This window comes from Bacillus sp. FJAT-42315, from assembly GCF_002797375.1.
In the GTDB taxonomy this organism is placed as follows: Bacteria; Bacillota; Bacilli; order Bacillales; family Domibacillaceae; genus Bacillus_CE.
In genome coordinates, this window is the sequence record NZ_KZ454941.1 from 1373191 (window position 1) to 1397695 (window position 24505).

27 protein-coding genes, 1 other RNA gene, 2 pseudogenes and 1 other annotated feature are annotated in these 24505 nt (G+C 42.2%); of the genes and pseudogenes, 25 read left to right on the forward strand and 5 right to left on the reverse strand.

Translation table 11 applies throughout. From position 1 onward, the window contains the following. The 11 genes and pseudogenes from CEF22_RS06495 to pheA form a co-directional block, all read left to right on the forward strand. Nucleotides 1-272: pseudogene (locus CEF22_RS06495) on the forward strand (septum site-determining protein MinD); the annotation flags it as partial. Between the two features lie 136 nt (nt 273-408). Further along, on the forward strand, nt 409-1059 hold the full coding sequence (locus tag CEF22_RS06500) for a M23 family metallopeptidase (protein ID WP_100402217.1): 651 nt from the start codon (nt 409-411) through the stop codon (nt 1057-1059). Next, nucleotides 1052-1909, forward strand: a complete 858-nt coding sequence (locus tag CEF22_RS06505) for a M50 family metallopeptidase (protein ID WP_100402218.1) — start codon at nt 1052-1054, stop codon at nt 1907-1909. The genes CEF22_RS06500 and CEF22_RS06505 overlap by 8 nt, the downstream gene beginning before the upstream one ends. A 56-nt stretch (nt 1910-1965) precedes the next feature. Continuing rightward, entirely contained in the window at nt 1966-3411 is a 1446-nt protein-coding gene (locus CEF22_RS06510) for an Rne/Rng family ribonuclease (RefSeq protein WP_157843185.1), read from the forward strand. 64 nt (nt 3412-3475) lie between these two features. Then, nucleotides 3476-3558 (forward strand) — a sequence feature (ribosomal protein L21 leader region). 14 nt (nt 3559-3572) lie between these two features. Next, nucleotides 3573-3881 (forward strand): 50S ribosomal protein L21, encoded by a 309-nt coding sequence (rplU, locus tag CEF22_RS06515; protein WP_094835849.1) that lies wholly within the window; start codon nt 3573-3575, stop codon nt 3879-3881. A gap of 12 nt (nt 3882-3893) precedes the next feature. Then, nucleotides 3894-4226 (forward strand): ribosomal-processing cysteine protease Prp, encoded by a 333-nt coding sequence (locus CEF22_RS06520; protein WP_100402220.1) that lies wholly within the window; start codon nt 3894-3896, stop codon nt 4224-4226. Nucleotides 4227-4241: 15 nt separating this feature from the next. Next, entirely contained in the window at nt 4242-4526 is a 285-nt protein-coding gene (gene rpmA / locus CEF22_RS06525) for a 50S ribosomal protein L27 (protein ID WP_094835851.1), read from the forward strand. A gap of 233 nt (nt 4527-4759) precedes the next feature. Further along, the gene (locus tag CEF22_RS06530; protein ID WP_157843186.1) at nt 4760-5311 is read left to right on the forward strand and encodes a Spo0B C-terminal domain-containing protein; all 552 of its coding nucleotides are present in this window, start codon (nt 4760-4762) and stop codon (nt 5309-5311) included. Between the two features lie 84 nt (nt 5312-5395). After that, nucleotides 5396-6688 (forward strand): GTPase ObgE, encoded by a 1293-nt coding sequence (obgE, locus tag CEF22_RS06535; RefSeq protein WP_100402222.1) that lies wholly within the window; start codon nt 5396-5398, stop codon nt 6686-6688. 25 nt (nt 6689-6713) lie between these two features. After that, a complete protein-coding gene (locus tag CEF22_RS06540) occupies nt 6714-7172 on the forward strand; it encodes an ACT domain-containing protein (protein ID WP_100402223.1) in 459 nt (152 codons plus the stop codon). A gap of 57 nt (nt 7173-7229) precedes the next feature. Then, nucleotides 7230-8081, forward strand: a complete 852-nt coding sequence (gene pheA / locus CEF22_RS06545; RefSeq protein WP_100402224.1) for a prephenate dehydratase — start codon at nt 7230-7232, stop codon at nt 8079-8081. A gap of 50 nt (nt 8082-8131) precedes the next feature. Here the strand turns inward: pheA and CEF22_RS06550 are convergent, their stop codons facing one another. Both CEF22_RS06550 and CEF22_RS06555 read right to left on the reverse strand, forming a co-directional pair. Continuing rightward, on the reverse strand, nt 8132-8674 hold the full coding sequence (locus CEF22_RS06550; protein ID WP_100402225.1) for a transcription repressor NadR: 543 nt from the start codon (nt 8672-8674) through the stop codon (nt 8132-8134). Nucleotides 8675-8689: 15 nt separating this feature from the next. Then, entirely contained in the window at nt 8690-9826 is a 1137-nt protein-coding gene (locus CEF22_RS06555; protein ID WP_100402226.1) for an IscS subfamily cysteine desulfurase, read from the reverse strand. A 92-nt stretch (nt 9827-9918) separates the two neighbouring features. On the opposite strand from CEF22_RS06555, the gene nadB reads away from it, so the two are divergent. The 6 genes and pseudogenes from nadB to CEF22_RS06585 all read left to right on the forward strand — a co-directional run bounded on the left by nadB (nt 9919) and on the right by CEF22_RS06585 (nt 16474). Then, nucleotides 9919-11511, forward strand: coding sequence for an L-aspartate oxidase (gene nadB / locus CEF22_RS06560; RefSeq protein WP_100402227.1), 1593 nt, complete (start codon nt 9919-9921; stop codon nt 11509-11511). After that, nucleotides 11480-12358, forward strand: a complete 879-nt coding sequence (gene nadC, locus CEF22_RS06565) for a carboxylating nicotinate-nucleotide diphosphorylase (RefSeq protein WP_100402228.1) — start codon at nt 11480-11482, stop codon at nt 12356-12358. Before nadB ends, nadC begins: the two co-directional genes overlap by 32 nt. Next, entirely contained in the window at nt 12336-13439 is a 1104-nt protein-coding gene (nadA, locus tag CEF22_RS06570) for a quinolinate synthase NadA (RefSeq protein WP_100402229.1), read from the forward strand. The genes nadC and nadA overlap by 23 nt, the downstream gene beginning before the upstream one ends. Nucleotides 13440-13640: 201 nt before the next feature. Continuing rightward, nucleotides 13641-13797, forward strand: a pseudogene (gene safA / locus CEF22_RS18820) (SafA/ExsA family spore coat assembly protein); the annotation flags it as partial. Nucleotides 13798-14967: 1170 nt separating this feature from the next. After that, the gene (locus CEF22_RS06580; protein ID WP_157843187.1) at nt 14968-15912 is read left to right on the forward strand and encodes an aminoglycoside phosphotransferase family protein; all 945 of its coding nucleotides are present in this window, start codon (nt 14968-14970) and stop codon (nt 15910-15912) included. A 67-nt stretch (nt 15913-15979) separates the two neighbouring features. After that, complete coding sequence (locus tag CEF22_RS06585; protein ID WP_100402231.1) at nt 15980-16474, forward strand: YhcN/YlaJ family sporulation lipoprotein; 495 nt, start codon at nt 15980-15982, stop codon at nt 16472-16474. A 96-nt stretch (nt 16475-16570) separates the two neighbouring features. Here CEF22_RS06585 and ssrS read toward each other — a convergent pair. Then, a non-coding RNA gene (gene ssrS / locus CEF22_RS06590) (6S RNA) lies at nt 16571-16757 on the reverse strand. A 142-nt stretch (nt 16758-16899) separates the two neighbouring features. Between ssrS and ruvA the strand changes: the two genes are divergently transcribed. Genes ruvA through yajC form a run of 6 tightly spaced genes read left to right on the forward strand, consistent with a single transcriptional unit; the run spans nt 16900 to nt 21242 of the window. Beyond that, nucleotides 16900-17511: a Holliday junction branch migration protein RuvA gene (gene ruvA / locus CEF22_RS06595; protein ID WP_100402232.1), complete on the forward strand. Its 612-nt coding sequence runs from the start codon at nt 16900-16902 to the stop codon at nt 17509-17511. A 24-nt stretch (nt 17512-17535) separates the two neighbouring features. Further along, nucleotides 17536-18537 (forward strand): Holliday junction branch migration DNA helicase RuvB, encoded by a 1002-nt coding sequence (gene ruvB / locus CEF22_RS06600; protein WP_100402233.1) that lies wholly within the window; start codon nt 17536-17538, stop codon nt 18535-18537. Continuing rightward, entirely contained in the window at nt 18534-18740 is a 207-nt protein-coding gene (locus tag CEF22_RS06605; RefSeq protein ID WP_100402234.1) for a DUF2905 domain-containing protein, read from the forward strand. Before ruvB ends, CEF22_RS06605 begins: the two co-directional genes overlap by 4 nt. An 18-nt stretch (nt 18741-18758) precedes the next feature. Beyond that, nucleotides 18759-19787, forward strand: coding sequence for a tRNA preQ1(34) S-adenosylmethionine ribosyltransferase-isomerase QueA (queA, locus tag CEF22_RS06610; RefSeq protein WP_100403933.1), 1029 nt, complete (start codon nt 18759-18761; stop codon nt 19785-19787). 21 nt (nt 19788-19808) lie between these two features. Further along, complete coding sequence (gene tgt / locus CEF22_RS06615; protein ID WP_100402235.1) at nt 19809-20948, forward strand: tRNA guanosine(34) transglycosylase Tgt; 1140 nt, start codon at nt 19809-19811, stop codon at nt 20946-20948. A gap of 30 nt (nt 20949-20978) precedes the next feature. Further along, nucleotides 20979-21242 (forward strand): preprotein translocase subunit YajC, encoded by a 264-nt coding sequence (gene yajC / locus CEF22_RS06620; protein ID WP_095477988.1) that lies wholly within the window; start codon nt 20979-20981, stop codon nt 21240-21242. A gap of 61 nt (nt 21243-21303) precedes the next feature. Here yajC and CEF22_RS06625 read toward each other — a convergent pair whose 3' ends face one another. Beyond that, nucleotides 21304-21681 carry a TIGR04086 family membrane protein gene (locus CEF22_RS06625; RefSeq protein ID WP_232726075.1) on the reverse strand — a complete coding sequence of 126 codons (378 nt, stop codon included), beginning with the start codon at nt 21679-21681 and terminating at the stop codon, nt 21304-21306. A gap of 85 nt (nt 21682-21766) precedes the next feature. On the opposite strand from CEF22_RS06625, the gene CEF22_RS06630 reads away from it, so the two are divergent. Beyond that, entirely contained in the window at nt 21767-22408 is a 642-nt protein-coding gene (locus CEF22_RS06630) for a DUF421 domain-containing protein (RefSeq protein WP_100402236.1), read from the forward strand. 2 nt (nt 22409-22410) lie between these two features. Here CEF22_RS06630 and spoVB read toward each other — a convergent pair whose 3' ends face one another. Then, nucleotides 22411-23946, reverse strand: coding sequence for a stage V sporulation protein B (gene spoVB, locus CEF22_RS06635; RefSeq protein ID WP_100402237.1), 1536 nt, complete (start codon nt 23944-23946; stop codon nt 22411-22413). 115 nt (nt 23947-24061) lie between these two features. Here spoVB and CEF22_RS06640 point away from each other — a divergent pair, with 115 nt between their 5' ends. Further along, nucleotides 24062-24373 carry a post-transcriptional regulator gene (locus tag CEF22_RS06640; protein WP_095477994.1) on the forward strand — a complete coding sequence of 104 codons (312 nt, stop codon included), beginning with the start codon at nt 24062-24064 and terminating at the stop codon, nt 24371-24373. Nucleotides 24374-24505: the final 132 nt, after the last annotated feature.

The window sequence follows — 24505 nt, forward strand, 5'->3', positions numbered from 1 at the left end:
ATATGATGCAACAGGGAGATATGCTTGATGTCGATGAAGTGGCAACGCATTTATCGATTGAACTAATTGGGATCGTTATAGATGACGAGGAGGTCATTAAGTCGTCACACAATGGTGAACCGATCACGCATAATCCAAATAATCGAGCTTCCATTGCTTATCGCAATATCGCTAGAAGAATTCTTGGTGAATCGGTTCCGCTTCAACCGCTTGACGAGGGGAAAGAAGGATTTTTCACCCGTTTTAAAAATTTTTTTAGTGTACGCTCTTAAGAAATAAATAGAAGGGGCTTCCTCATACATATGTAGCTATTTCATGATTGTCATTAGCTTCTTAAATGAGAGGCTTCTTTTTTTTTCGCTCCTTTCATATCTTTTATTAATGACTGTTAATAAAGGAGTGAGCTAGTTGAAGGAAGAGGAGAAGGACTTACTATCAATTGAACAAGAACAGCAGGATGGTCACCCGCTTTTTCGATTGGACCGTTTTCTATTTAAAGCTTTAGCTTCCCTTATATTGGTCCTTGCTGTTGCTATTATGTTTAAACAATCATCGTCCCCATCCCTTGAAGGACAGGCTTGGATGAAAGAGGTCATGGAAAAGGAATTTCAATTTTCAAAAGCGGCTGAGTGGTATGAGAAAACATTGGGAGAACCGCTTCCTTTCACCGTTGATGGCTGGACAGAAAAGGAGAAAGTAGTCAATGAACAAGCGGAATATGCTGTACCTGTCTCTGGAAAAGTGATTGAAGACTTTCAGACAAACGGGAGGGGACTTATGGTTGAAGCCGGGCTGAACGAAGGAGTAAAGGCGATCAAAGATGGAACGGTCCTCTTTGTTGGGCAAAAGGAGGAATTTGGTCAAACGGTAATCGTTCAGCATGCGGATAATAGCGAATCGTGGTATGGGCATGTTGCGAACCCCTCTGTCCAGCCTTATGAAAAAGTGGCAGCGGGAAGTGTGTTAGCACAATTGGCACCGAATGAACAGACGTTTTACCTTGCGATTAAGAAAGATGGTATATTTGTCGACCCGGGTTCGGTGATCTCTTTTGAATAAGCTACTTCGAAAGGTATACATTCATCCGCTAATGTGGGTCATGATTGCCTTTTCAGTTCTGACTGGTTATTTTATCGATTTGTTGCTTGTTTTTTTTATTATTGTCATGCATGAATTAGGACATGCTTCGATGGCTTTGTCGTTTCGATGGCGGATTAAACGAATTGTCTTTCTTCCTTTTGGCGGCGTAGCCGAGGTAGACGAGCATGGGAATCGACCAGCTAAGGAAGAGCTGTTCGTCATTTTAGCTGGCCCGCTACAGCATCTTTGGTTATTTATTGCCGCTTGGTTGTTATTTACAGCAGGTTGGATGTCAGACAATCTGTATCAACATTTTTGGCAATTTAATTTGGCGATTTTATTATTTAATTTGCTTCCTGTATATCCGCTTGATGGAGGGAAGTTATTGCTGCTTTTTGTTTCTTTGCGACGCCCTTTTCTGTTAACGATTCGTCTTGCTATGATCTTTTCCGCTATTTGCTTAGTGCTTCTTCAATTACTGATTTTGCTATTTTTACCGTTTCACTTTCAAGCTTGGTTAATTATCGCTTATTTGACGGTCGCTCTATGGCGGGAATGGAAGGACAAGCATTATACGTTCATTCGCTTTTTGTTAGAAAGATACTATGGAAAAAAAGATGTCACAGTGAATTTAAAGCCGTTGCAGCTATCAGCGGATACAAAGATTGCCTCGGCCTTAGAACAATTCAGACGTAACACGAAGCATATCGTTTATGTGACAGAACAAGGAAAAGAAATTGGGCGGTTGGATGAAAATGAAGTGCTATACGCTTATTTTTCCGAAAAGAGAACGGGTGCTTGTTTAAAGGAATTGCTCCCTCTTCATTGACGAATGGATCATTGCTGAGTAAAGTGGAAGGAAAGAGAGCAGAAAGCAGGTTTTGTATGAATACTTTATTGGTTAGTGTGAAGGGAAGAGAAAAAAGACTAGCGGTCGTGAAACATGGCCGAGCAGAACAATTTCATCTGTTTCAGCCGGCAGAACAATCTCATGTCGGCTTTTTATATTATGGCATTATTTCTAAAGTAGAAAAAGGAATGAATGCTTGTTTCGTCAATATTGGTCTTGAGCAAAATGGTTATTTGCACCGCGATCAACTACCAGGTCATCAAAATCGACCGATCGAACAAATCGTTCATCAAGGGCAGAAAATCATTGTGCAAGTGATCAAGGATGGTACGGAGACGAAAGGACCGCGCCTTTCAGCGACGATTGAGTGGCCCGGTGAAAAGCTTGTTTATTTGCCTAAGGGTGGCTATACCGCTCTTTCTAAAAAAGTGGATCAACCGAACAAGCGTCAGCGAGTAGCGGACTGGGCAAAAAGCTGGAAGCAGGGGGAAGAGGGGCTCATTTTACGTACTGCTGCTTTTGATGCGACAGAAGAAGAACTCGCATCTGAAGGGGAACGGTTAAGAAAGGAGCATGAACAGCTCGTCAAAGCAGCGATCATGACGAAAGCTCCGGCGTTATTACGAGAGAAGCCACTCTTGATCGAGGAACTATTTGCCCGAATGCAATCGTTGCAAACAGGAGAAATCATTTGTGATAGTGCTGATTTTCTGTCGGCTTTAAAGAAAGATCCTCGCTATCATGAAAACCAGTGGCGAGCGCATTATCACTCGGTAGATGAAGATCTATTTTCAGCTAACGGCATGGATAGTGAGCTAGAAAAAGCATTGAAGCGAGTCGTATGGCTGCCAAGTGGAGGGTTTCTTGTCATTGAGCGAACGGAAGCGATGACGGTGATTGATGTGAACACCGGAAAGTTTACCGGAAAAAGCAATCAATCTCAAACCGTTTTGCTGACGAATAAAGAAGCCACCATTGAAGTAGCTCGCCAGTTGCGATTGCGCGATATTAGCGGTATTATCATTATTGATTTTATCGATATGTTTCACGATCGAGACCGTGTAACGATTGAAAAGTTGTTAAAGCAAGAAGTGAAAAAAGATCCGAAATCCGTCTCGATTCGTGAGTTTACTTCTCTCGGTTTAATGCAAATGACAAGGAAAAAAACGAAGCCGTCGATTTTAGAGACAGTTACTGCTCCTTGTCCTACTTGTCACGGAACAGGTCGGGTGAAAAGTGCAGAAACAATCGCTTTCGAATTAGAGAGAAAACTATTAGAGTATGCAAGAGATGAACAAGAAGCGATTGTTGTGAAAATCACGCAAGAGGTGAAGGAAGTTTTTGTTGGAGAGCAGCATCAGTTTCATCACCAGCTTGAAGAGCTCCTTCATAAGAAAATTATTTATCGCCTAGTTGATTATCCGACGCCTCTAGGTGAAATCATCCGAACAGGGACGGTTGCTGAACTTTCAACTAATTAATCAAGAAAAAACGTTGACACTATGCTAGTAAAATGATAAGATTCTAATGTTATTGTTTGTAGCACCCGTGCTACAACCGCGCATTCCAGGTTATAAGTGTTTGCTTTTGTAGCATTCCACCTGAAAATGGCGAGTCTGAGTTTATTAAGGAGGTGCAGAGAATGTACGCAATTATTGAAACTGGCGGTAAACAACTAAAGGTAGAAGAAGGTCAAGCAATCTACATTGAAAAATTAGATGCAACAGAAGGTGATTCTGTTACATTTGATCAAGTATTATTCGTTGGCGGCGACACTGTAAAAGTAGGAAGCCCACTTGTTGAGGGAGCTACTGTTACAGCAAAAGTTGAAAAACAAGGTCGTCAAAAGAAAATTACTGTTTTCAAATTAAAAGCTAAGAAAAACTACCGCAGAAAACAAGGTCATCGTCAACCATACACTAAAGTTGTTATTGAAAAAATCAACGCGTAAGGCGATGTTTTTATGATTCAAGTAAACATAACGAAGCGTCCTTCCGGAAAGATTTCATCTTTCCTCATGGAAGGTCATGCTGAATTTGCTGAATACGGAAAAGATTTAGTTTGTGCAGCGGCAACAGCCGTAACTTTCGGAGGGCTGAACGCTATTCTTTCTTTGACAGAGGCGGATCTCCAAATCGATCAAGGAAAAGATGGCGGTTTTCTTCGCTGTATTGTACCGGAAAATCTTTCGGAAAGCGAACAGGAGAAAGTACAGTTACTTTTTGAAGGCATGGTTGTTTCCTTGCAAACAATCGAACGTGATTATAGCAAACATTTAAAAATCATCTTTCACTAGCAGGAGGTGAAACTCATGTTAAGATTAGATCTTCAGTTTTTCGCATCTAAAAAAGGTGTAGGTTCTACGAAGAACGGTCGTGATTCAATCTCGAAACGCCTTGGTGCTAAACGTGCAGACGGTCAATTCGTTACTGGTGGTTCAATCCTTTACCGTCAACGCGGTACAAAGATTTATCCAGGTGAAAACGTTGGTCGTGGTGGAGACGATACTTTATTCGCGAAAGTTGACGGAATCGTTCGTTTCGAACGCCTAGGCCGTGACAAGAAAAAAGTAAGCGTATATCCAGCTGCTCAATAAGAGTAAAGGCTATAGCAATAAAGCTCTAACCCATTGGTTAGAGCTTTATTTTTTTCTAAATGATGTGATGGCAGAAGAGAATGAACTCTCCATTTTGAAGTGATTTCTGTTATACTAGCATAAAGCTAAAATTAATTACGATTAATGAATAGCGGCAGATGTTTGTTCGGGAAAGGAGGAAGTGCAGGAAGTGTTAAGCTTATCCTTCCCTTCGATTACTTCACGGAGGACCTGTGCGATTAATAATGAAAAATGAAAATTGGACAGTCATCCAGGCAATGCGTCATGCGAGGCATGATTGGATGAACCAGCTTCAACTCATAAAAGGCTTTATGGCTCTCGGCAAATTAGAGGATGCAGAACGTGTCATTGAAACGGCGATTTTGCAGGCGAGACAGGAAGCGCATTTATGCAATTTACGCTTGCCGAATTTTGCTGAAAAGTTATTAACTTTTAACTGGGAAGAACGCTCCTTTCAATTAGAATACGAAGTGCTAGATCATGAAACTTCTGTAAATATACAGGATGAATGGCTTAGTGAATGGATTGATTCGCTTTTTTATTTAATTGAGCGACATATTAAGCGATATGGAGATAATCTTCTTAGCCTTTCCATCAATAAAGCTGATGAGGGGCTTCGTTTCTTTTTTGAATTCAGTGGAATAATACAAAATGAGCAGTTGTTGTTGGAGGATATCCAAAGCCAATTACAGGCATCGTATGTTCAACAATGGAAGATTCACGAGCATTCTAGTCAGGAATTCTTATTTGAAGTGGTACTTTAGTCTCTTCACTGATGTGGTAATGCACGGAATGTTTGACTCGCTCATTTTTATTTAAAGATGCTTTAATGATAACAGGAGGACTTTATGTTTGTAGATCAGGTGAAAATTTATGTAAAAGGCGGAGACGGCGGAAATGGTATGGTCGCGTTTCGCCGAGAAAAATATGTACCTAAAGGTGGACCAGCCGGCGGGGATGGCGGTAAAGGAGCAAACGTCGTCTTTGAAGTAGATGAAGGCTTACGGACACTCATGGATTTCCGTTACCAACGCCATTTTAAAGCGGATCGTGGAGAGCACGGCATGAGCAAAAATCAGCACGGAAGAAATTCAGCTGATATGATCGTCAAAGTGCCACCTGGGACAGTTGTTACGGATGAGGACACGCAAGAAGTGATTGCGGATTTAACGGAGCATGGGCAAAGAGCGGTGATTGCCAAAGGTGGTCGCGGTGGTCGCGGAAACTCTCGTTTTGCAACACCAGCAAATCCGGCGCCTGAGCTTTCAGAGAATGGGGAGCCAGGAACAGAGCGTTATGTTGTGTTAGAATTGAAGTTATTAGCAGATGCTGGGCTTGTCGGCTTTCCGAGTGTCGGAAAATCTACTTTATTGTCGGTCGTATCCGCCGCTCGTCCGAAAATTGCCGCTTACCATTTCACGACGATCGTTCCTAACCTTGGTGTGGTAGAAACAGATGATAGTCGCAGTTTTGTATTGGCTGATCTTCCAGGACTTATTGAAGGAGCACATGAAGGCGTTGGACTTGGTCACCAATTTTTACGCCATATCGAAAGAACACGCGTTATTGTTCATGTCGTTGATATGTCTGGATTAGAAGGTCGCGATCCGTATGAAGATTATGTGACCATTAATAAAGAATTACAAGAATATAATTTACGTTTAACGGAGCGTCCGCAAATTGTTGTCGCTAATAAAATGGACATGCCAGATTCAGAAGAAAACCTTCGAGTATTTAAAGAAAAAGTTGGTAGCGATGTAGAGATTATCCCAATTTCAGCGGTGACGAGAGCAGGATTGAAAGAATTACTGTTTGCGATTGCTGATAAGATTGAGCAAACGCCAGAATTTCCACTTGAACACTTTGAAGAAGAAGAAAAAGGCATTCACCGCGTCATGTATAAGCATGAAAATCAAGCGGCAGAATTTGAAATTACGAGAGACTCGGATGGCTGCTTCGTAGTGAGTGGAGCGAAAGTGGAGAAATTATTCAAGATGACTGATTTCTCACGCGAAGATTCCGTTCGCCGCTTTGCACGCCAGTTGCGTTCCATGGGTGTCGATGAGGCATTACGTGAGCGTGGAGCAGAAGATGGCGATATCGTTCGATTATTGGAATATGAATTTGAATTTGTCGAGTAATCGGCCGCTGTAAAGTGGGGGAAGCATGTTGGCAAAGAAGGATTTCAACCAAAAGTTTTATCTTGTGCGAGAGGATGTTTTGCCAGAAGCGATGAAAAAAACGCTTGATGCAAAAGAACTCATTGAGCGGCGAAAAGTCGATTCTGTATGGGATGCTGTGAAAAAAGTCGACTTAAGTCGGAGCGCCTTTTATAAATATCGAGATACGGTCTTTCCTTTCCATAAGATTGTGAAAGAGCGTATTATTACCTTGTTTTTTCATCTTGAAGATCGTGCGGGTACGTTGTCTGAATTGCTTCGGCTAGTCGCGAAGCATCATGGCAATATTTTAACGATTCATCAAACGATTCCAATTCAAGGGCGAGCCAATGTGACCCTGTCGTTAAATGTGACCGATATGACGATTGATTTGGAAGAAATGCTTATTGAATTGAAAAACTTAGAATTTGTAGATACAGTAGAAGTTCTCGGCTCTGGTGCATAAGAGCCGACTTTTACTAAAGAGAATTTTTGTAATATTCTTATTAAGGGAGAGAGTCAGTTGAAAAAAATAGCTTACTTAGGTCCGGCGGCGACATTCACAGATTTAGCCGTTCGCCAAGGATTTCCGCAAGAAGAACGCATTCCTTATTTAACGATTCCAGCGTGTATGGATGCTGTTATTGAAGGGGAGGTCGATTTGGCCGTTGTGCCACTTGAAAATGCTTTAGAGGGGACGGTCAATTTAACGATCGATTATTTATTTCATGAAGCGAATCTAAAAATTATTGGGGAAATGACGGCGCCGATCCAGCAACATTTGCTTGTACACAAAGATCACGCGGCTGAGTGGCAACAGGCGGAGAAAATTATGTCACACCCTCATGCTATCGCTCAGTGTCATAAATTTTTACATAAATATTTTCATGAAACATCTCTTGAACAAATGACGTCTACGGCTGCCGCTGCTCAATACATAAGTGAACACCCTGAGCATCGCTATGCCGCGATAGCGAATTCTTTATCGGCGAAGCAATATGACTTGGCGATCGCCCAAGAAAATATTCATGATTATAGCTATAACCATACAAGATTTATTGTATTGGCAAAAGAAGAGCAGGAGTTAACCTTGCCATTAACGAATCCGCTAGATAAAACGACGATTGTCGTGACGTTGCCATCTGATCGTGCGGGAGCTTTGCATCAAGTACTATCTGCTTTTTCTTGGAGAGATATTAGCTTGAGTAAAATTGAATCCCGCCCGTTAAAAACGGGATTAGGCAATTATTTCTTCATTATTGATATTGCACAAAAAGTAGACGATGTCTTACTTCCAGGAGCTTTTGCTGAAATGGAAGCGCTTGGTTGTTCGGTTCAAGTACTTGGAAGCTATCATGCTTATTCGATTGAATAAAACAGCTAATTAACAAAACATCCAGATGAGCATTCATCTGGATGTTTTTCTTAATTCTCTACTAACAAAAAACCGGCTTTTTCTAATGCTGTTTCCGCTTCGTCTAATGTCCGCTCATCTTTGGCGGCAATCGTGTGTAAGTGCACTCCATCCGTCAACTGAGAAAGATAGGTGGCATTCGTTTCGGCTGCTTTTTGAATAAAGTGAGCTACTTCTTTGCGGTTGGATACCATAATCGAAGCGGTTAAGTCGCCGTAAATCGGATGTTCGATTTTAACGTCCTTTACAAGAAGACCGAAATCGACAAGCAGGTTTAATTCATCTTCGGTCTGTTCTGGTGAATGAAAACACGCAATGGAACGCTCATACCATTTCTCTGGTGATTGCTGAGCTAAATAAACATATCCTTGACTTGTTGCTATAATCGGTTCGTTTCGAGCTTTTAATAACGTAATATCATTGACGATCACTTGCCGACTAACATTCGTGCGATTGGCTAATTCGCTCCCGGTTAAAGGTTTTTCACTCTCTTGAAGCCATGTTAAAATTAGTGATCGACGTTCTTCTCCTAAAATCTTTTTCCCTGGAGCCATTTGAATCCCTCCATGCTAAATTTCCATACTGTCCATTGTAGCATAATTGATCTCGAGTAGTCGCTTCGCTAAAGCGTCGATCTCTGCTAAAGTTGTGTGTTCACCAAAAGAAATGCGAAAAAACTGTTTCGTTTCCTCTTCGGAAAGCCCCATCGCTTGCACTGCTTTCGTTCCACCTTCAATCGATGCCTGACAAGCGCTTCCTGTGGAAATTGAAAATCCATGTTCATTTAATTTCAGCATGATTAGTTGTCCCTCGGTTCTTGCTAATTTCATGCCGATGATCGAAGGAAGCTGATGTTCTTGATCCGCTTCAATCCACTCATATCGGGAGTGAGTTAAGAGATCCTTTAGTCGCTCTCGAAAACTCCATTCTTGATCCAACGAGTATGATTGACAAACCTTTTCAGCGGCCGCGATGAAGGCGGCAATGGCTGGTACATCGACGGTCCCTCCACGAAATCCTTTTTCATGAGAGATTCCTGGAAAAAGTGGCTGCCAAGGGATAGCAGGAGAAAGATAGGCGGCTCCGACTCCTTTAGGGCCGTATATTTTATGAGCGGCGATTGATAAGCTAGTGACATAAGGGAGCAACGATTGTAAATTGATTTTCCCGAAGGCTTGTACACAATCGCAATGTAACAGAATCCCTTTCTTTTTTAACATTTTACCTGCTTCAATGACCGGCTGGATTGTTCCAATTTCAGAATTGATCAATTGTAAACAAACGAGAATAGTCCCCGGTCGAATGGCGGCTTCAAGTGTGCTCAAGTCTAAAAGACCTTGTGAATTAAGAGGAAGTCGAGTGGTTTGAAATCCTTCCTTTTCCAGATAGCTCATCGCGGCATGAACGGAGGAATGCTCCGCCATTGTAGTGATAATATGTGTTCCTTCGTTCTTTCTTTGTTTCGCTAAAGAAATAATCGCTAGTAAATTACTTTCGGTCCCTCCAGAGGTGAAATAAATTCCCTCCCGTTCTCCTCCAATTAACGTAGCGAGTCGCTCACGACAGCTGTCAAGTAAGAAGCGAGCACGACCGCCATCATCATGAAGGCTTGAGCTGTTTCCAAAAAACTGACGACTCGCTTCTATATAAACATCGAGTGCTTCTTCGCACATCGGAGTAGTTGCTGCATAGTCAAAATAAGACATGATCGTATCCCCTTTATAAAAAAGTCTTGTCTTTAGTTTAAAGTTGTGTAAATATATGTGTCAAGACACCTGTTAAAACAGGAGGAGAAAATATGAAGAATCAAATCGATGTATTGATCATTGGTGGTGGAATTGCTGCTTTGCAATTGGCTCGTTTGTTACATTCGTCGTTGCATGTGAGTGTTATCACAAAATCAGTGCTTCGACAAAGTAATTCGTATTGGGCGCAAGGAGGAATTGCCGCAGTTGTTGATCGTAACGATCGTCCGAAGCTCCATGCCGAAGATACGATTATAGCCGGGTGTTTTCATCATTCTTATCGTGAAGTGGAACGTTTAGTTGAGGAAGGAGCAATCGCTGTTCAACAACTAATAGCAGAAGGGTTGCCGGTTGATCGAGATGAGCTTGGTCAGATTTCATTAGGATTAGAAGGAGCGCATCGAGCGAATCGAATTATTCATGCGGGTGGTGATGCGACAGGGCGGCATACGATTGAATTTTTACTGGGACAGCTCCCGGATCATGTAAATATTATTGAACAAGAAATGGCATATGAATTATTATTGTCAGCCGACCGTTCAACTTGTGTCGGCGTGAAAACGAAAAGAAAAGATGGTTCTATTCAAATATATCGTGCTCGCCACGTCGTGTTAGCTTCAGGGGGTGTGGGAGCGATTTATCCATTTACGACGAATCAAACAACGTTGACAGGAGACGGGATTGCGATGGCCTTTCGTGCTGGTGCAGAGGTCGCCGATATGGAATTTATACAATTCCATCCGACGGTACTGTATGTGAATGGAGAAACTAAAGGGCTTGTATCGGAAGCGGTGAGAGGTGCTGGTGGTGTTCTCGTGGATGACAACGGAAATCGACTGATGGAACATGTGCATCCATTAAAGGATTTAGCTCCAAGACATATTACCGCTTATGAAATTTATAAAGCGCGAGCTAGTGGCAAGGGTGTGTATCTCGATATTCGCTCGATTCCCAATTTCGAGACGCACTTTCCAACGATTACAACCCTTTGTAAACAGCATGGGATTTCGGTCGCCGATGGCTTGCTTCCGGTCGCACCAGGCAGTCACTTTTTAATGGGGGGCGTTTGTGTTGATACGTTTGGACGGACGACGGTTCCGGGGTTGTATGCTATCGGTGAAATAGCGAGCAGCGGCGTCCATGGAGCGAATCGGTTAGCGAGTAATTCCTTGCTAGAAGGGATTGTGTTTGGTCGCAGGCTAGCTAACTATTTGAATAAACAGCCTTACGTTTCAAACACAGGATCTATTTTTCATTACGAGGAACAAATCCATTCGGAAAAAATGGCACCGTTATCTAAAAGTGAGTTGCAACAACGAATGATGGATGCAGTCGGGATGATTAGGTCAGGAGAACAGCTGCAAAACCATCTTCACTATTTACAAAAATGTGGCATCCAGGATTGGATGGATCAAGGGATGGATGATCTTTCCTGTGAAGAAATAGAGGAGCTGTTTTTATTTATGAATAGCTATTTAATTAGTTATCCAGCTTTATTGCGAGAAGAAAGTCGTGGGGCGCATATTCGTTCTGATTGCACCGCTGAAGAAGAGAGCTGGATGGGACAACGAATTATACAAACGATACAACATACATGGATAAGGAGAGGATTTTGTGAATCGGATCAAACTAGAGTCCATGCTTAAAGAGTTTTTTATGGAGGACATTGGGGACGGAGATTTGAGTGGGGAAGCGGTATTCTCTTCTAAGGAACAGGGACAATTTTATCTGTTAGCTAAACAAAGTGGTGTGTTTTGTGGCGAAGAAGTCATCCACGTTGGATTTGCTTTAATTGATCCCGGTAGTTCGATTGAGATGAAGGTAAAGGATGGCGACTGGATAACAGCTGGAGCGGTGATCGCTGAAGTGAAAGGGACGATGCGAGGGTTGCTTCAAGGGGAGCGAGTTGTGTTAAATCTCATTCAACGTATGTCTGGAGTTGCTACTTTTACACATGAGGTCGTCACTCGAACAAAGGGAACGAAAGCGAAAGTGTGTGATACCCGGAAAACAACACCAGGTCTGCGGATGCTTGAAAAATATGCGGTGCAAACAGGTGGTGGTGTCAACCATCGCCGTGGCTTATATGATGCGATTATGTTGAAAGACAACCACATCGCTTTTGCAGGTGGCATTAAACAAGCGGTGGCGAAAGCAAAAGCTTTTGTTGGTCATACGGTCAAAATCGAAGTGGAGATTGAAACGAAAGCACAGCTAGAAGAAGCGATCGCAGCTCAAGCAGATATCATTATGTTTGACAATCGAACACCAGAAGAGATTAAAGAATGGATCACGCTTGTTCCTCTTCATATCACAACAGAAGCATCAGGTGGAATCGATTTAGGGAATATTCGCGAATATGCTGAAAGCGGAGTGGACTATATTTCCCTCGGTGCATTAACTCACTCTGTCAAATCCTTGGATATTAGCGCAAAAGTGCAACCATATGTGAAGAAGGAGGAGAGTCACGATGTCTATTCAAGAAATGCTTAAGCAGCCATCGTTTTCATTAGCGGATCGCTACCGCCAAATGACGAAAGAGCAAATGGAAAAGCGTGTAAAAGAGATAAAAAAAGAACTAGGGGACGCACTTTTTATCCCTGGTCACCATTATCAAAAGGATGAAGTCGTTCAATTTGCCGATGCCGTCGGCGATTCACTGCAGTTAGCACAAATTTCTGCTAGCAATAAAAAAGCTAAATATATCGTGTTTTGCGGCGTACATTTTATGGCCGAAACGGCTGATATGTTAACGACAAAAGAACAAACGGTCATTTTACCAGACATGCGCGCCGGCTGTTCGATGGCCGATATGGCGAATATTCATCAAACGGAAATCGCTTGGGAGAAGTTACAAGCATTGTTTGGTGACACGATGCTTCCTCTTACGTATGTCAACTCGACAGCTGCAATTAAAGCGTTCGTCGGGAGCAACGGAGGAGCAACGGTCACTTCATCCAATGCTCATAAAATAGTAGAATGGGCGTTCATTCAAAAGGAAAGAATATTATTCTTACCTGATCAACATTTAGGTCGAAATACAGCGTTTGATTTAGGGATCGGTTTAGATGAGATGGCCGTGTGGAATCCAATAAGCAATGAGCTCGAATACGACGGAGACATTAGTCGAGTGAAGGTCATTTTATGGAAAGGCCATTGTTCTGTCCACGAAAATTTCACAGTGAAAAATATCGAAGAGGTTCGCAAACAGAATCCAAACATGAAAATTATCGTTCATCCAGAATGTCGCCGGGAAGTGGTGGGTTTGTCTGATGATAACGGTTCTACGAAATACATCATTGATACAATTGAACAATCTGCTCCCGGCAGCGCTTGGGCGATTGGCACAGAAATGAACCTTGTGAATCGTTTAATTCAGAACCATCCAGATAAAAAAATTATTTCGCTCAATCCGAATATGTGCCCTTGTCTCACAATGAATCGTATCGACTTGCCGCATTTACTGTGGTCATTAGACACCATTATTGAAGGTGGCAAAAGCAATGTCATTGAAGTGGCTGAACAAACAACGAATGATGCGTTGTTGGCATTAAATCGGATGCTTGGGCAATAAAATGGGAGATCCTTCGCTTATTTGCTAGCGAGGGATTTTTTTATGACGAAAGGTCAAAAAATCCAAGAAAATATCAGAAATCATCCTCAGTGTTCCCATTCATATTCTCTCTCCTTCAAGCATAAAATTTTTGTGTAAGTTTGTTCGCAAATTCGCATCGCCCACATACACTATATCGACGAATGCCTAAGGAGGGAGAAAATGAAAATCCATATTGTGCAGAAAGGGGATACACTCTGGACGATTGCTAAAAAATACGGAGTTAATTTTGAAGAGTTGAAGAAAATGAACGCCCAACTCTCCAACCCCGATTTAATTATGCCGGGAATGAAAATTAAAGTCCCGACATTGGCAGGCATGCCCAATAAAGAAATGCCGAAAAGTGGAACGGTACAGAAAGAGAAAAAAGTGGAGCAACCGATCGCACCAGTAACAGAAGTAAAGCCACCATCCCCTCCTGTGAAGGAAAAGGAGAAGGTAGTTGTTCAAAAGCCAAACATCATGCCTCCTCCCATGCCACCGATCATTCCGGAGGTGGAAATTAATCAAATTTTTCAATTTCAAAAAACACAGCAAGCACCACCAGTTGTTCCGCCTGTAAAACAGCCGGTGAAGAAAGAGACGCCAGCTGTTCAACCTGCGAAGCAACCAGCACCGAAAGCACCAGCGGCCGTTCAGCCTGTGAAATCACCAGCTCCGCAAGTACCGAAAAAGCCGGAGAATATTTTCCCAGGGCTGAGTGAAAAAGAAGAGGTAGAAAGCTCAGAAGCACCGATGACAACGATGACACCACCAATCATGCCTGAAATGGTGGTACCACAATTACAAGGAGGATGTTTTCAACCGATGAATCCATATATGCCTATGTATCACATGCCAACTCAAAGCTGTGGGTGCGGCGGAACGACAATGCCGCAGTGGAATATGCCGATGATGCCGCAGTGTAATGTGCCGGTGATGCCAGTGCAACCAATGATGATGCCGGCTCAGCAACCAAATGTCAATATGGCGATGATGGAGGAGTCCTCTGATGAATCCGTTATGATGCCGAATATGATGATGCCAAATGCCATGCCGAATATGATGATGCCGAATGCTATGCCAAACATGATGCCAAACATGATGATGCCGAATACGATGGGCGACCAAGTACAAGGAGTTCAGACAACGGAATCACCTGCTATGCAGCCACAGGCATATCCGATGCAAGGGTATCCTACACAAGCATTTCCAGCACAAACTTTTCCAGCCGGAATGCCTGGAGGGGGATGCGTTCCTGTTACCCCGTTCATGCCAGGAACAGGGTTTGGTTCTCCATTTAGTATGACCCCGACTCAACAGCCAACAGCTGGTATGGGATATGATATGGGGGGATACGGACAACAGCCAGCTTACGGAGCTTACCCACAACAAATGATGGCTTCTCCTTATGCGTCTGGCCAATATCCTACTCAACCGATGTATTCACCGATGGGATGGGGCTATGGCCAACCTCAGCCGTATGGTATGCCAAGATTTGATGAAGAAGATGAACAGTAACATAACTTCTGGAGACGTGCCTTCATCCCGTCTCCTTTTTCAATTGTCCATGGCTTTACAAGAAAGGATTGAAGCGATTCATCCGTTAAAAAGCGGGAAATGGCGAGTGTGTACCGACAAAAATCACTGGTTTTTAAAGCAATATGCCACGGAGAAACAATTTCGGAAACAATGGAAGATCACAGAAAAATTATTAGCAGCTAAGTTTTATACTATCATCCCTTTTCATCCATCCTCCCCCTTTATTGTGGATAAAAGCATTTTTGCTCTTATGCCGTTTATTCCGTCATCAAGCCGTGCATATACATTTCAAACGAAGAAGGAAAGAGAAAAGGCTTTGCGCCTATTGCGCACCTTTCATGTGCAAACAGCAGAATTTGTGAGTGAGCTGGATGAGGTGTCTCCATTAGATCAGTTGACACGCTGGCAACAACGGTTGGATTTTTTTAAAGAATCGCTTCCTCAATTACAACATTATTTTCCGAAGTCACTTTTAACAAGCTATATAGAAATGGGGAAATGGTCTCTCGATCAGCTGGTGAAAAGAGGTGAGCAACAAAGAGATCGAGTCATTATCCATGGTGACGTCGTCGCTCATAATTTTTTACAATCAAAAAATGGACAGTTATTTTTAATTGATTTCGATTTGGCAGCTAGAGCGCCTGCTATGTATGATTATTTACAGTTTGCCAACCGCGTATTGCCAATTGTTGATTGGGATCTTGACCAAGTCATGGAAAGTGAAGTGTTAACGGAGTTTAAGGATGAGGAAGAATTTTATTTACATTTATTATTTCCTACAGATGTTTTTCGTGAATGTCGCCGTTTGATACGTTCCATCAACGGCAATTATCAGCATGCTTACGATTTGACAGTGACCAATTTTGAGAAAAGAGAGGCCTTCTTTTTGAACTGGAAAAATGAGCTAGCATAACTTGTTGCAATCCCCTCAAACTAAGAAGGGTGATCAATGCCCGAAATTTAGTTGCAGAGGTGGAAGTATGAAGGATATGGTCACAGCTTTAATGCTGACGTTTTTAGTGATCGGGTTAGCTGCTTGTAATAATGATGGTGAAGAGAAGCATGGCTTTTATTCCGGTGAAAGCTATGGGGAAGAGCACCAACGTAGCACAGATATTAATTATCATGGAAATAGAGGATTAAAGCCACATAAAGTGAAAAGCTCTTACTACGAAAATTATCCAGGTGCGTTCGCAGAGAAACTGTCTAAAGAGGCGATGACGGTTCGGGGTGTGACAGATGCCCGAGCGTTCATTAATGGAAAGAGGATTGAAGTAGCGGTACATTTGAAGAAAGAGGGCAAAGAGGCAGAGAGGATTAAAAAAGACGTGGAAAAAGCGGTGGCTCCTTATACAGATGGTTATCAAGTGCGCGTCTTAACAACTCATTCTTCTTACAGCCATTTGCGCAATTTAGATAATGATTTGCGCGACGGTGGGCCAATCGATTTGCCCAATGAAAGATTTAGTCGCTAATAAACAAGCGGGAGTTTCTTTTGCTCCTGCTTGTTTGCTTTGCATAAAATAAATAAAAGCCAGCCTCCGAAAAAGGAAACTGGCTTAGTATGTAATGGAAAGGCCGCGGTTGCCGTACAGTTAATAGAGTTTTAAAACCACCACTCCATAAAGTGGGTGTTTGCAGAAACACTCCTATCGTCCTCATTCAAAATGGGGCGTGATATTCCTGTCTCAATATAAAACTCCCTATTTCAGCTTAAAGGTTAAAACTTTATTAAGATTACGCACAACGCAGCTGATATGGTTATATTACATAAAATGAAGAGAAAATGCAACTCATTTATTATATTTAAATAAAGAACAAATGTTTCTTTTTGATTTTATCCACAGCTCAATCATGGTATGATACAATGAAGTGTACTGTATAGAAGGAGAGAAGTAATTTGTACGAGTATATTAAAGGAAACGTGGAGTTCATTGGACCAGAGTATGTTGTCGTAGAGAACGGCGGCATTGGTTATAAAATATTAACGCCAAACCCGTTTGCTTTTTCGAAATTTGAAAAGCAAGCAATGACGATTTATGTATATCAGCATGTGCGTGAAGATGTGCTAGCACTGTATGGCTTTATTTCGCTAGAAGAGAAGAGAATGTTTGAAAAGCTCATTTGTGTGTCAGGAATTGGACCAAAGGGAGCACTCGCTGTGTTAGCGAGCGGTGAGCCTCAACAAGTGATTCATGCGATTGAAGAGGAAGATGAATCGTTTTTAGTGAAGTTTCCTGGTGTCGGCAAGAAAACGGCAAGGCAAATGATTCTCGATCTAAAAGGAAAGTTAGCGGATGTCGTACCAGAGTACTTTCCGAATTTATTTCAAGCGGAAGAGGATGCACGCAAAGCTTCGATTTCTGCTGAGTTAGATGAAGCGATGTTGGCACTTGAAGCACTCGGTTATTCTGAACGGGAAATTAAAAAGATCAGTCCGAAATTGAAAGTGGAAGAAATGACGACCGATCAATATATTCGTAAAGGATTGCAGTTATTATTGAATGGTTAAACTGGATGAGGGAGGGGTGAAAGAATGGAAGACCGGATCGTCTCTGGAACGGCTGAAACAGCCGAAATGTATGAAGAGCAGTCATTGCGACCGCAAACGTTAAAGCAATACATCGGCCAGGATCAAGTGAAGAACAATCTGGAAATTTTCATTGAAGCCGCCCGTCAGAGAGAGGAAACATTAGATCATGTGTTATTATACGGACCACCCGGGCTTGGAAAAACAACATTGGCCGCTGTTATTGCCAATGAAATGGGTGTGCATCTGCGAACGACAGCAGGCCCAGCTATTGAGCGGCCAGGTGACTTGGCGGCTGTGTTAACCGCACTTGAGCCAGGTGATGTGTTGTTTATCGATGAAATTCATCGTTTGCCACGTGCGATTGAGGAAGTGCTTTACCCGGCAATGGAGGATTTTTGCTTAGACATTGTCATTGGGAAAGGGCCAAGCGCTCGCTCCGTTCGTTTAGACTTGCCTCCATTTACGTTAATTGGGGCGACGACACGCGCAGGATCTTTGTCGGCGCCGTTACGAGATCGCTTTGGTGTGTTAAGTCGGCTAGAGTATTATAATGAAGAGCAATTGCAACAAGTGGTGCTTCGAACAGCAGATATTTTTGAGACGAAGATGGATGCCCAAGGTGCGGCCGAAATTGCGCGTCGTTCACGTGGGACGCCGAGGATTGCGAACCGTCTATTGAAACGCGTGCGTGACTACGCCCAAGTGCGTGGGAACGGGACGATCACGTTTGAGATGGCTCAAGAAGCGTTAGAGTTGCTGCAAGTCGATCCTAGAGGTCTCGATCATATCGATCATAAATTATTAAAGGCCATTATTGAACGTTTTCGTGGTGGTCCTGTTGGGATTGAAACGATTGCCGCAAGCATCGGAGAAGAAGCGGTCACGATTGAAGATGTGTATGAGCCGTATTTATTACAGATCGGCTTTTTGCAGCGTACCCCAAGAGGTCGAATCGTGAGTGAACTCGTGTATCATCACTTCCAAATGGAGGTGCCGAACGAATGAGCGGAATCGGAAAAACGTTGATGTTACTTGGTGTGGTCATTTTTATCATTGGATTAGTGATGCAATTTGTGAAGATTGGTCGCCTGCCAGGTGATATTTTCATTAAAAAAGGAAATACGACTTTTTATTTTCCAATCATGACGTCGATCCTTGTTAGTGTCGTGTTATCATTGGTCTTTTATGTGATTGGAAAATGGAAATGATAGATAGGGATGAAGAATGTGAAAGTAGAGGATTTTGATTTTTATCTTCCTGAAGAGCTAATTGCCCAGACGCCTTTAAAAGAGCGGGCTGAAAGTCGATTAATGGTATTGAATAAAGAAACAGGAGATATTCAGCATCAAGTGTTTAAGCAAATTACTGATTTTCTAGAGCCAGGAGACTGCCTCGTTCTTAATGATACGCGTGTTTTACCGGCACGTTTGTATGGTGTGAAAGCAGAAACTGGTGCTAAAATCGAAGTCTTGCTTTTGAAGCAAGAAGAGGAGGATCGCTGGGAGACGCTTGTGAAGCCAGCGAAGCGAATTAAAGAAGGCAGCGTGATTTCCTTCGGCGATGGTCGATTGACAGCTACTTGTGTAGCAGAAAAAGATCATGGTGGCCGCATTCTTGAATTTTCGTATGAGGGTATTTTTTATGAGGTGCTAGAGGAGCTTGGTGAAATGCCGCTTCCGCCTTATATTAAAGAACAGCTAGATGAGCAAGAGCGCTATCAAACGGTGTTTGCGAAGGAACGTGGTTCAGCAGCGGCACCAACAGCAGGGCTTCATTTTACCGAAGAGCTATTAGGTGACATTCGTGCGAAAGGTGTGTATATTACCTTTATTACGCTTCATGTTGGACTTGGTACGTTTCGCCCAGTTTCTGTAGAGACGATTGAAGACCATGAAATGCATTCGGAGTTTTATCAAGTGTCAGAAGAAACGGCTCGTTTAATTGAGGATGTAAAAGCGAAAGGTGGCCGCGTCATTAGTGTAGGCACGACATCGACTCGAACGCTAGAAACGGTTGCTCGTGATCACGGTGGAAAGATTGAAGCGGCGAGCGGTTGGACGGATATTTTCATTTATCCAGGCTTTCAGTTTCAAGCGATTGATGGCATGATTACGAATTTCCATTTGCCAATGTCGACGCTCATTATGCTCGTAAGTGCGCTTGCGGGTAAAGAGCATGTCATGAAGGCGTATGAAGAGGCTGTAGCAAGAGAATATCGCTTTTTCAGCTTTGGCGATGCGATGTTAATTAAGTAATAGGGAAGGAGCTAATATCATTTGTCAGCTATTAAATATGAATTAATTAAAACTTGTAAACAAACAGGTGCCCGTCTTGGCCGTGTACATACACCGCACGGCAGTTTTGAGACGCCTATTTTTATGCCGGTTGGTACACTGGCGACGGTCAAGACGATGTCTCCAGAGGACTTGAAGGAAATGGGTGCGAATATTATTTTAAGTAACACCTATCACTTATGGCTTCGTCCTGGTCAGGACATTGTCAAAGAAGCGGGTGGTCTTCATAAATTTATGAACTGGGATCGTCCGATTTTAACGGATTCCGGTGGTTTTCAGGTCTTTTCTTTAAGCGAGTTTCGTAAAATAGAAGAAGAAGGCGTTCATTTCCGCAATCATTTAAACGGGGACAAGCTGTTTTTATCTCCTGAAAAAGCGATGGAGATTCAAAATGCGCTCGGCTCTGATATTATGATGGCGTTTGATGAGTGTCCACCTTATCCGGCTGAATATGATTATATGAAGCGGTCAGTTGAGAGAACGTCACGTTGGGCAGAGCGTTGCTTAAAAGCGCACGCTCGTCCAGAAGATCAAGGTTTGTTTGGGATTGTTCAAGGTGGAGAATATGAAGAATTACGTCGTCAAAGTGCGGCTGATTTAGTATCAATGGACTTCCCGGGCTATGCGATTGGCGGATTATCGGTAGGAGAGCCGAAAGATGTAATGAATCGAGTGCTGGATTTCACGACGCCGTATTTGCCATCTGATAAACCACGTTATTTAATGGGGGTAGGTTCTCCGGATTCTTTAATCGATGGAGCGATTCGCGGAGTGGATATGTTTGACTGCGTCTTGCCAACTCGAATTGCTAGAAATGGAACGTTAATGACAAGTGAAGGTCGTTTAGTCGTGAAAAACGCGAAGTATGCTCGCGATTTCGGTCCGCTCGATGAAAATTGTGATTGCTATACTTGCCGCAATTATTCTCGTGCATACATCCGTCATTTGATTCGAACAAATGAAACATTCGGTATTAGACTTACAACTTACCATAACCTCTATTTTCTGATAAAATTAATGGAACAAGTGAGACAAGCGATTAGAGAAGACCGTTTAGGTGATTTCCGTGACGAATTTTTTGAAGCGTATGGCTTCAATCGTCCAGATGCGAAAAACTTCTAATTTCAATCGTGCTCAGAAAGGGGTGAGATTATGCAACAAATTATCATGATTTTATTGATGTTCGTTTTGTTTTACTTCTTGCTTATCCGTCCGCAGCAAAAGCGTCAAAAAGCGGTGGCACAGATGCAAAGTAGTTTGCAAAAAGGCGACAAGATCGTTACAATCGGTGGTCTTCACGGCTTTATCGATGCGATTGACGAAGGAACAGTCGTGATTAAATGTGGAGATGGTAGCCGTCTTACATACGATCGTAATGCGATTCGTGAAGTAGTAGAGAAATCAACAACTGTATAAGTTGAAGAAAGCGTCCTCCGAATAGGAAGGGCGCTTTTCATTTGTTTTTCAAGAGAAGATATCAGTCCCTATGTTTAGACGATAAGTTGACTCCTAGAATTCCACCCATCATGGCCGTGATGATAAAGCAAAGGTGGTAGATCAATTGCTCCCAGTGAAATGGAGCTTGATAGCCAAGCGATTGATAAGAAAACATAGTTAGGGTGTACAAGAGCCCGGTTAGTCCACCAGTCATCCAGCCCTTTCTTCCAGCCAATTTTCCTGATATAAATCCTCCGATAAACAAGGCGATAAAAGAGATGATGGTAATGGTCAATTGTACGGAAGGTTCCGTTAATGAGCTCCAACGTAAAATAGAAGCAAAGACGAAACTGCACAGAATGGCAATGATAAAGATCACGATTGTTCCATACATCACACCATAACTAAATGACTTCATTTTTCTTCCTCCTTTTATTCTTCATGTTTTTTTCGATTAGTGACCATACTATATGTACAGACGATTGAACATGAAGGGGATGTATATGGTTTACTTGACAATTGGTTTTCGGGCGGTATTTCTGTATATCGTTATTTTATTTGTGTTTCGGTTAATGGGACGAAGGGAAATTGGCGAGCTTAGCATACTCGACTTAGTCGTTTTTTTAATGATCGGTGAAATGGCGGTCATTGCGATCGCAGAACCAAAGGAACCGCTCATGTACGCTCTTTTGCCGATTTTTATTTTAGTCGTGGTTCAAATTCTTTTTGCTTACGCCTCTTTGAAAAGTAAAAAATTTCGAGAGATGATCGATGGTACACCAGAAATCATTATTAATAAAGGGAAAATTAATGAGCAAGCGATGAGGAGACACCGCTATAATTTTCATGACCTTCTTTTACAAATGCGAGAAAAGGATATTCGTCATATTGATCAAGTGGAATATGCCATTTTAGAGCCATCAGGCAGCTTATCGATTTTGCAAAAAGAAAATAAAAGAGAAAGCGGAACGTTTACTTTACCGCTCATACTCGATGGTGAGATTCAGCATGAGCATTTACAAACAATCGGACAAACAGAACAATGGTTGTTGAAAGCGTTAAAAAAGAGAGGCTACCATGAAGTGACGAGCATCTCGTTTTGTAGCTTTCACGACGGTCGATTTTATATAGATGAAAAAGATTGACCTTATTTTTTAAAGCGGAATTTTTCCATATCTTGTTTTGTGATCAGTCCTAATAGAAGGGCAAACAGTGTGTAGATAGTGGCTGTAAATGTTCCTCCTGCAAGTAAATAGAAAGGTCCGTGTGCTTTTTCTGCTAGAAAATGATTCATCCAGTCGCTCAAAAAGAAAATAGTGACCAATACCACTAGAAATTTGCCTAATTGCCGCAAATCAAGTGAGAGCGATATTTGTTTAAAGACACTCGCTAAATGTAGCAAAGTCACTAGTAACATACCGACTGCCATACCGAGTGCCGCTCCGTATATTCCAAATTGCGGCTGAGAAGCGAAGATATAAATGACAGCAAGCTTCACAACAGCACCAATCAAGCTGTTAACCATCGCTGTATTCGCTAAATTTAATGCTTGTAGTACCGCTTGCAGAGGACCTTGATAATAATAAAATAAAAAAAAGGGAGCTAATAGCTGAATAAAACGGGTGCCATTAGTAGAATGATACATAAACTGCATCAGTGGTTCAGCGTATAAATATAACAGCAAGACGGCCAGCCCACCGGAAATTAAGCAAAATCGAAGTGCTTCTTGAATGCGATGCTCAAGCAGACGATATTGCTTTTTCGTATAAGCTTCGCTAATTGCTGGAACGAGAGAAGTAGATAAGGCTAATGTCACAAATGATGGCAAAAACATAACAGGCAAGGCGTACCCTGTTAACACTCCATATTCTTTTGTTGCAGTTATTGCAGCGACTCCCGCAATCGCTAAGCTATGCGTCACGACGATTGGTTCAAAAAACCAAGAAAGTGAACCGATCATACGACCACCAGTTGTTGGAATGGCTACTTCTAATAGCTCCTTTGCTGTTTCTTTTCCAGAATGAACGGCGGTAAAAAAACGCTTTCGTAGACGGAAGTTTTTTTTGATCTTAAACATCGTCAACAAATAAACGAGGGAAGCTAATTCACCAATAGCGGCTGCTGTCATAGCCCCTGCGGCTGCATATTCAATACCCAACGGTAGAAATTTCTTCGTTAAGACGACAATTAATAAAATGCGCGCAATCTGTTCAATGATTTGTGAATAGGCAGCGGGCTTCATATTTTGTTTTCCTTGGAAATAGCCTCTGAGAACAGAGGAGACGGCAATAATAGGAATAGTCGGCGTAATGGCTACTAATGGATAATATGTCCGCGGGTCCGTAAATAACACTTTTGATAAAGTAGGCGCCATCAATAATAAAAGTGGTGTGAAAATGAGAGACAATGAGAGTGTGATTGCTAGTGAGACAGCAAGAATCTTTTTGACCTTTCCTTGATTCCCCTCAGCTAAAGCGGCGGCAACACTTCTAGAAATGGCTACAGGGAGACCGAATTGTGTAATGGTGACGACTAAGATGAAGGTGGGAAACACCATCATATAAAGACCTACACCTTCTTCTCCGATCAACCGGGCAACAACAATTCGATTAATAAACCCTAAAATTTTTGTAATAAATATTGAGACCATTAAAATCATGGTTCCTTTTAAAAACTTCGACATTTTTCTCCCTGCCTTCTCAAAAAGGATGAATTGCTTTACAATATGATATATATGCTTAAAAGGTGGGCAAGCATGACAAGTTCATCAGTTCTTCTAGTTAAAGGGGATGAGACGTTTGGGAGATAAACACCCTTACGAAGTGTATTATCAGCAGCTATTGCCGGTGTTAAAAAGTAAAGTAGAGGAGTTTCGTCTGTTAAATTATGGGACGATTGATGTTCCATCCTTATGGCAGTACTTAATACAAAAAAAGTGGAAAAAGCCAGAACAAGAAGTACATATTTATAAGCTAGTCGCTGATATTGTGTCAACGAAGGCCATCGATTATATGAATTTTGCCACAGTGGAAGCCTATCGTTCACCTAATTGGCTAGAGGAAGTTAATCGCGAAGGGTTGCAAGAATTATTTCGTCCGAGAAAGCCATGAGGCATAAAATTGACACGAGTTATTTTCTGTTTCATAATAGTTTTGTTGAGGAATTCTGGTATCCTTTTACCAGGATTTTTTAAATATTGTCGGGTATATTCCATATTTTTTAAGTTTTATATGACTAAGGAG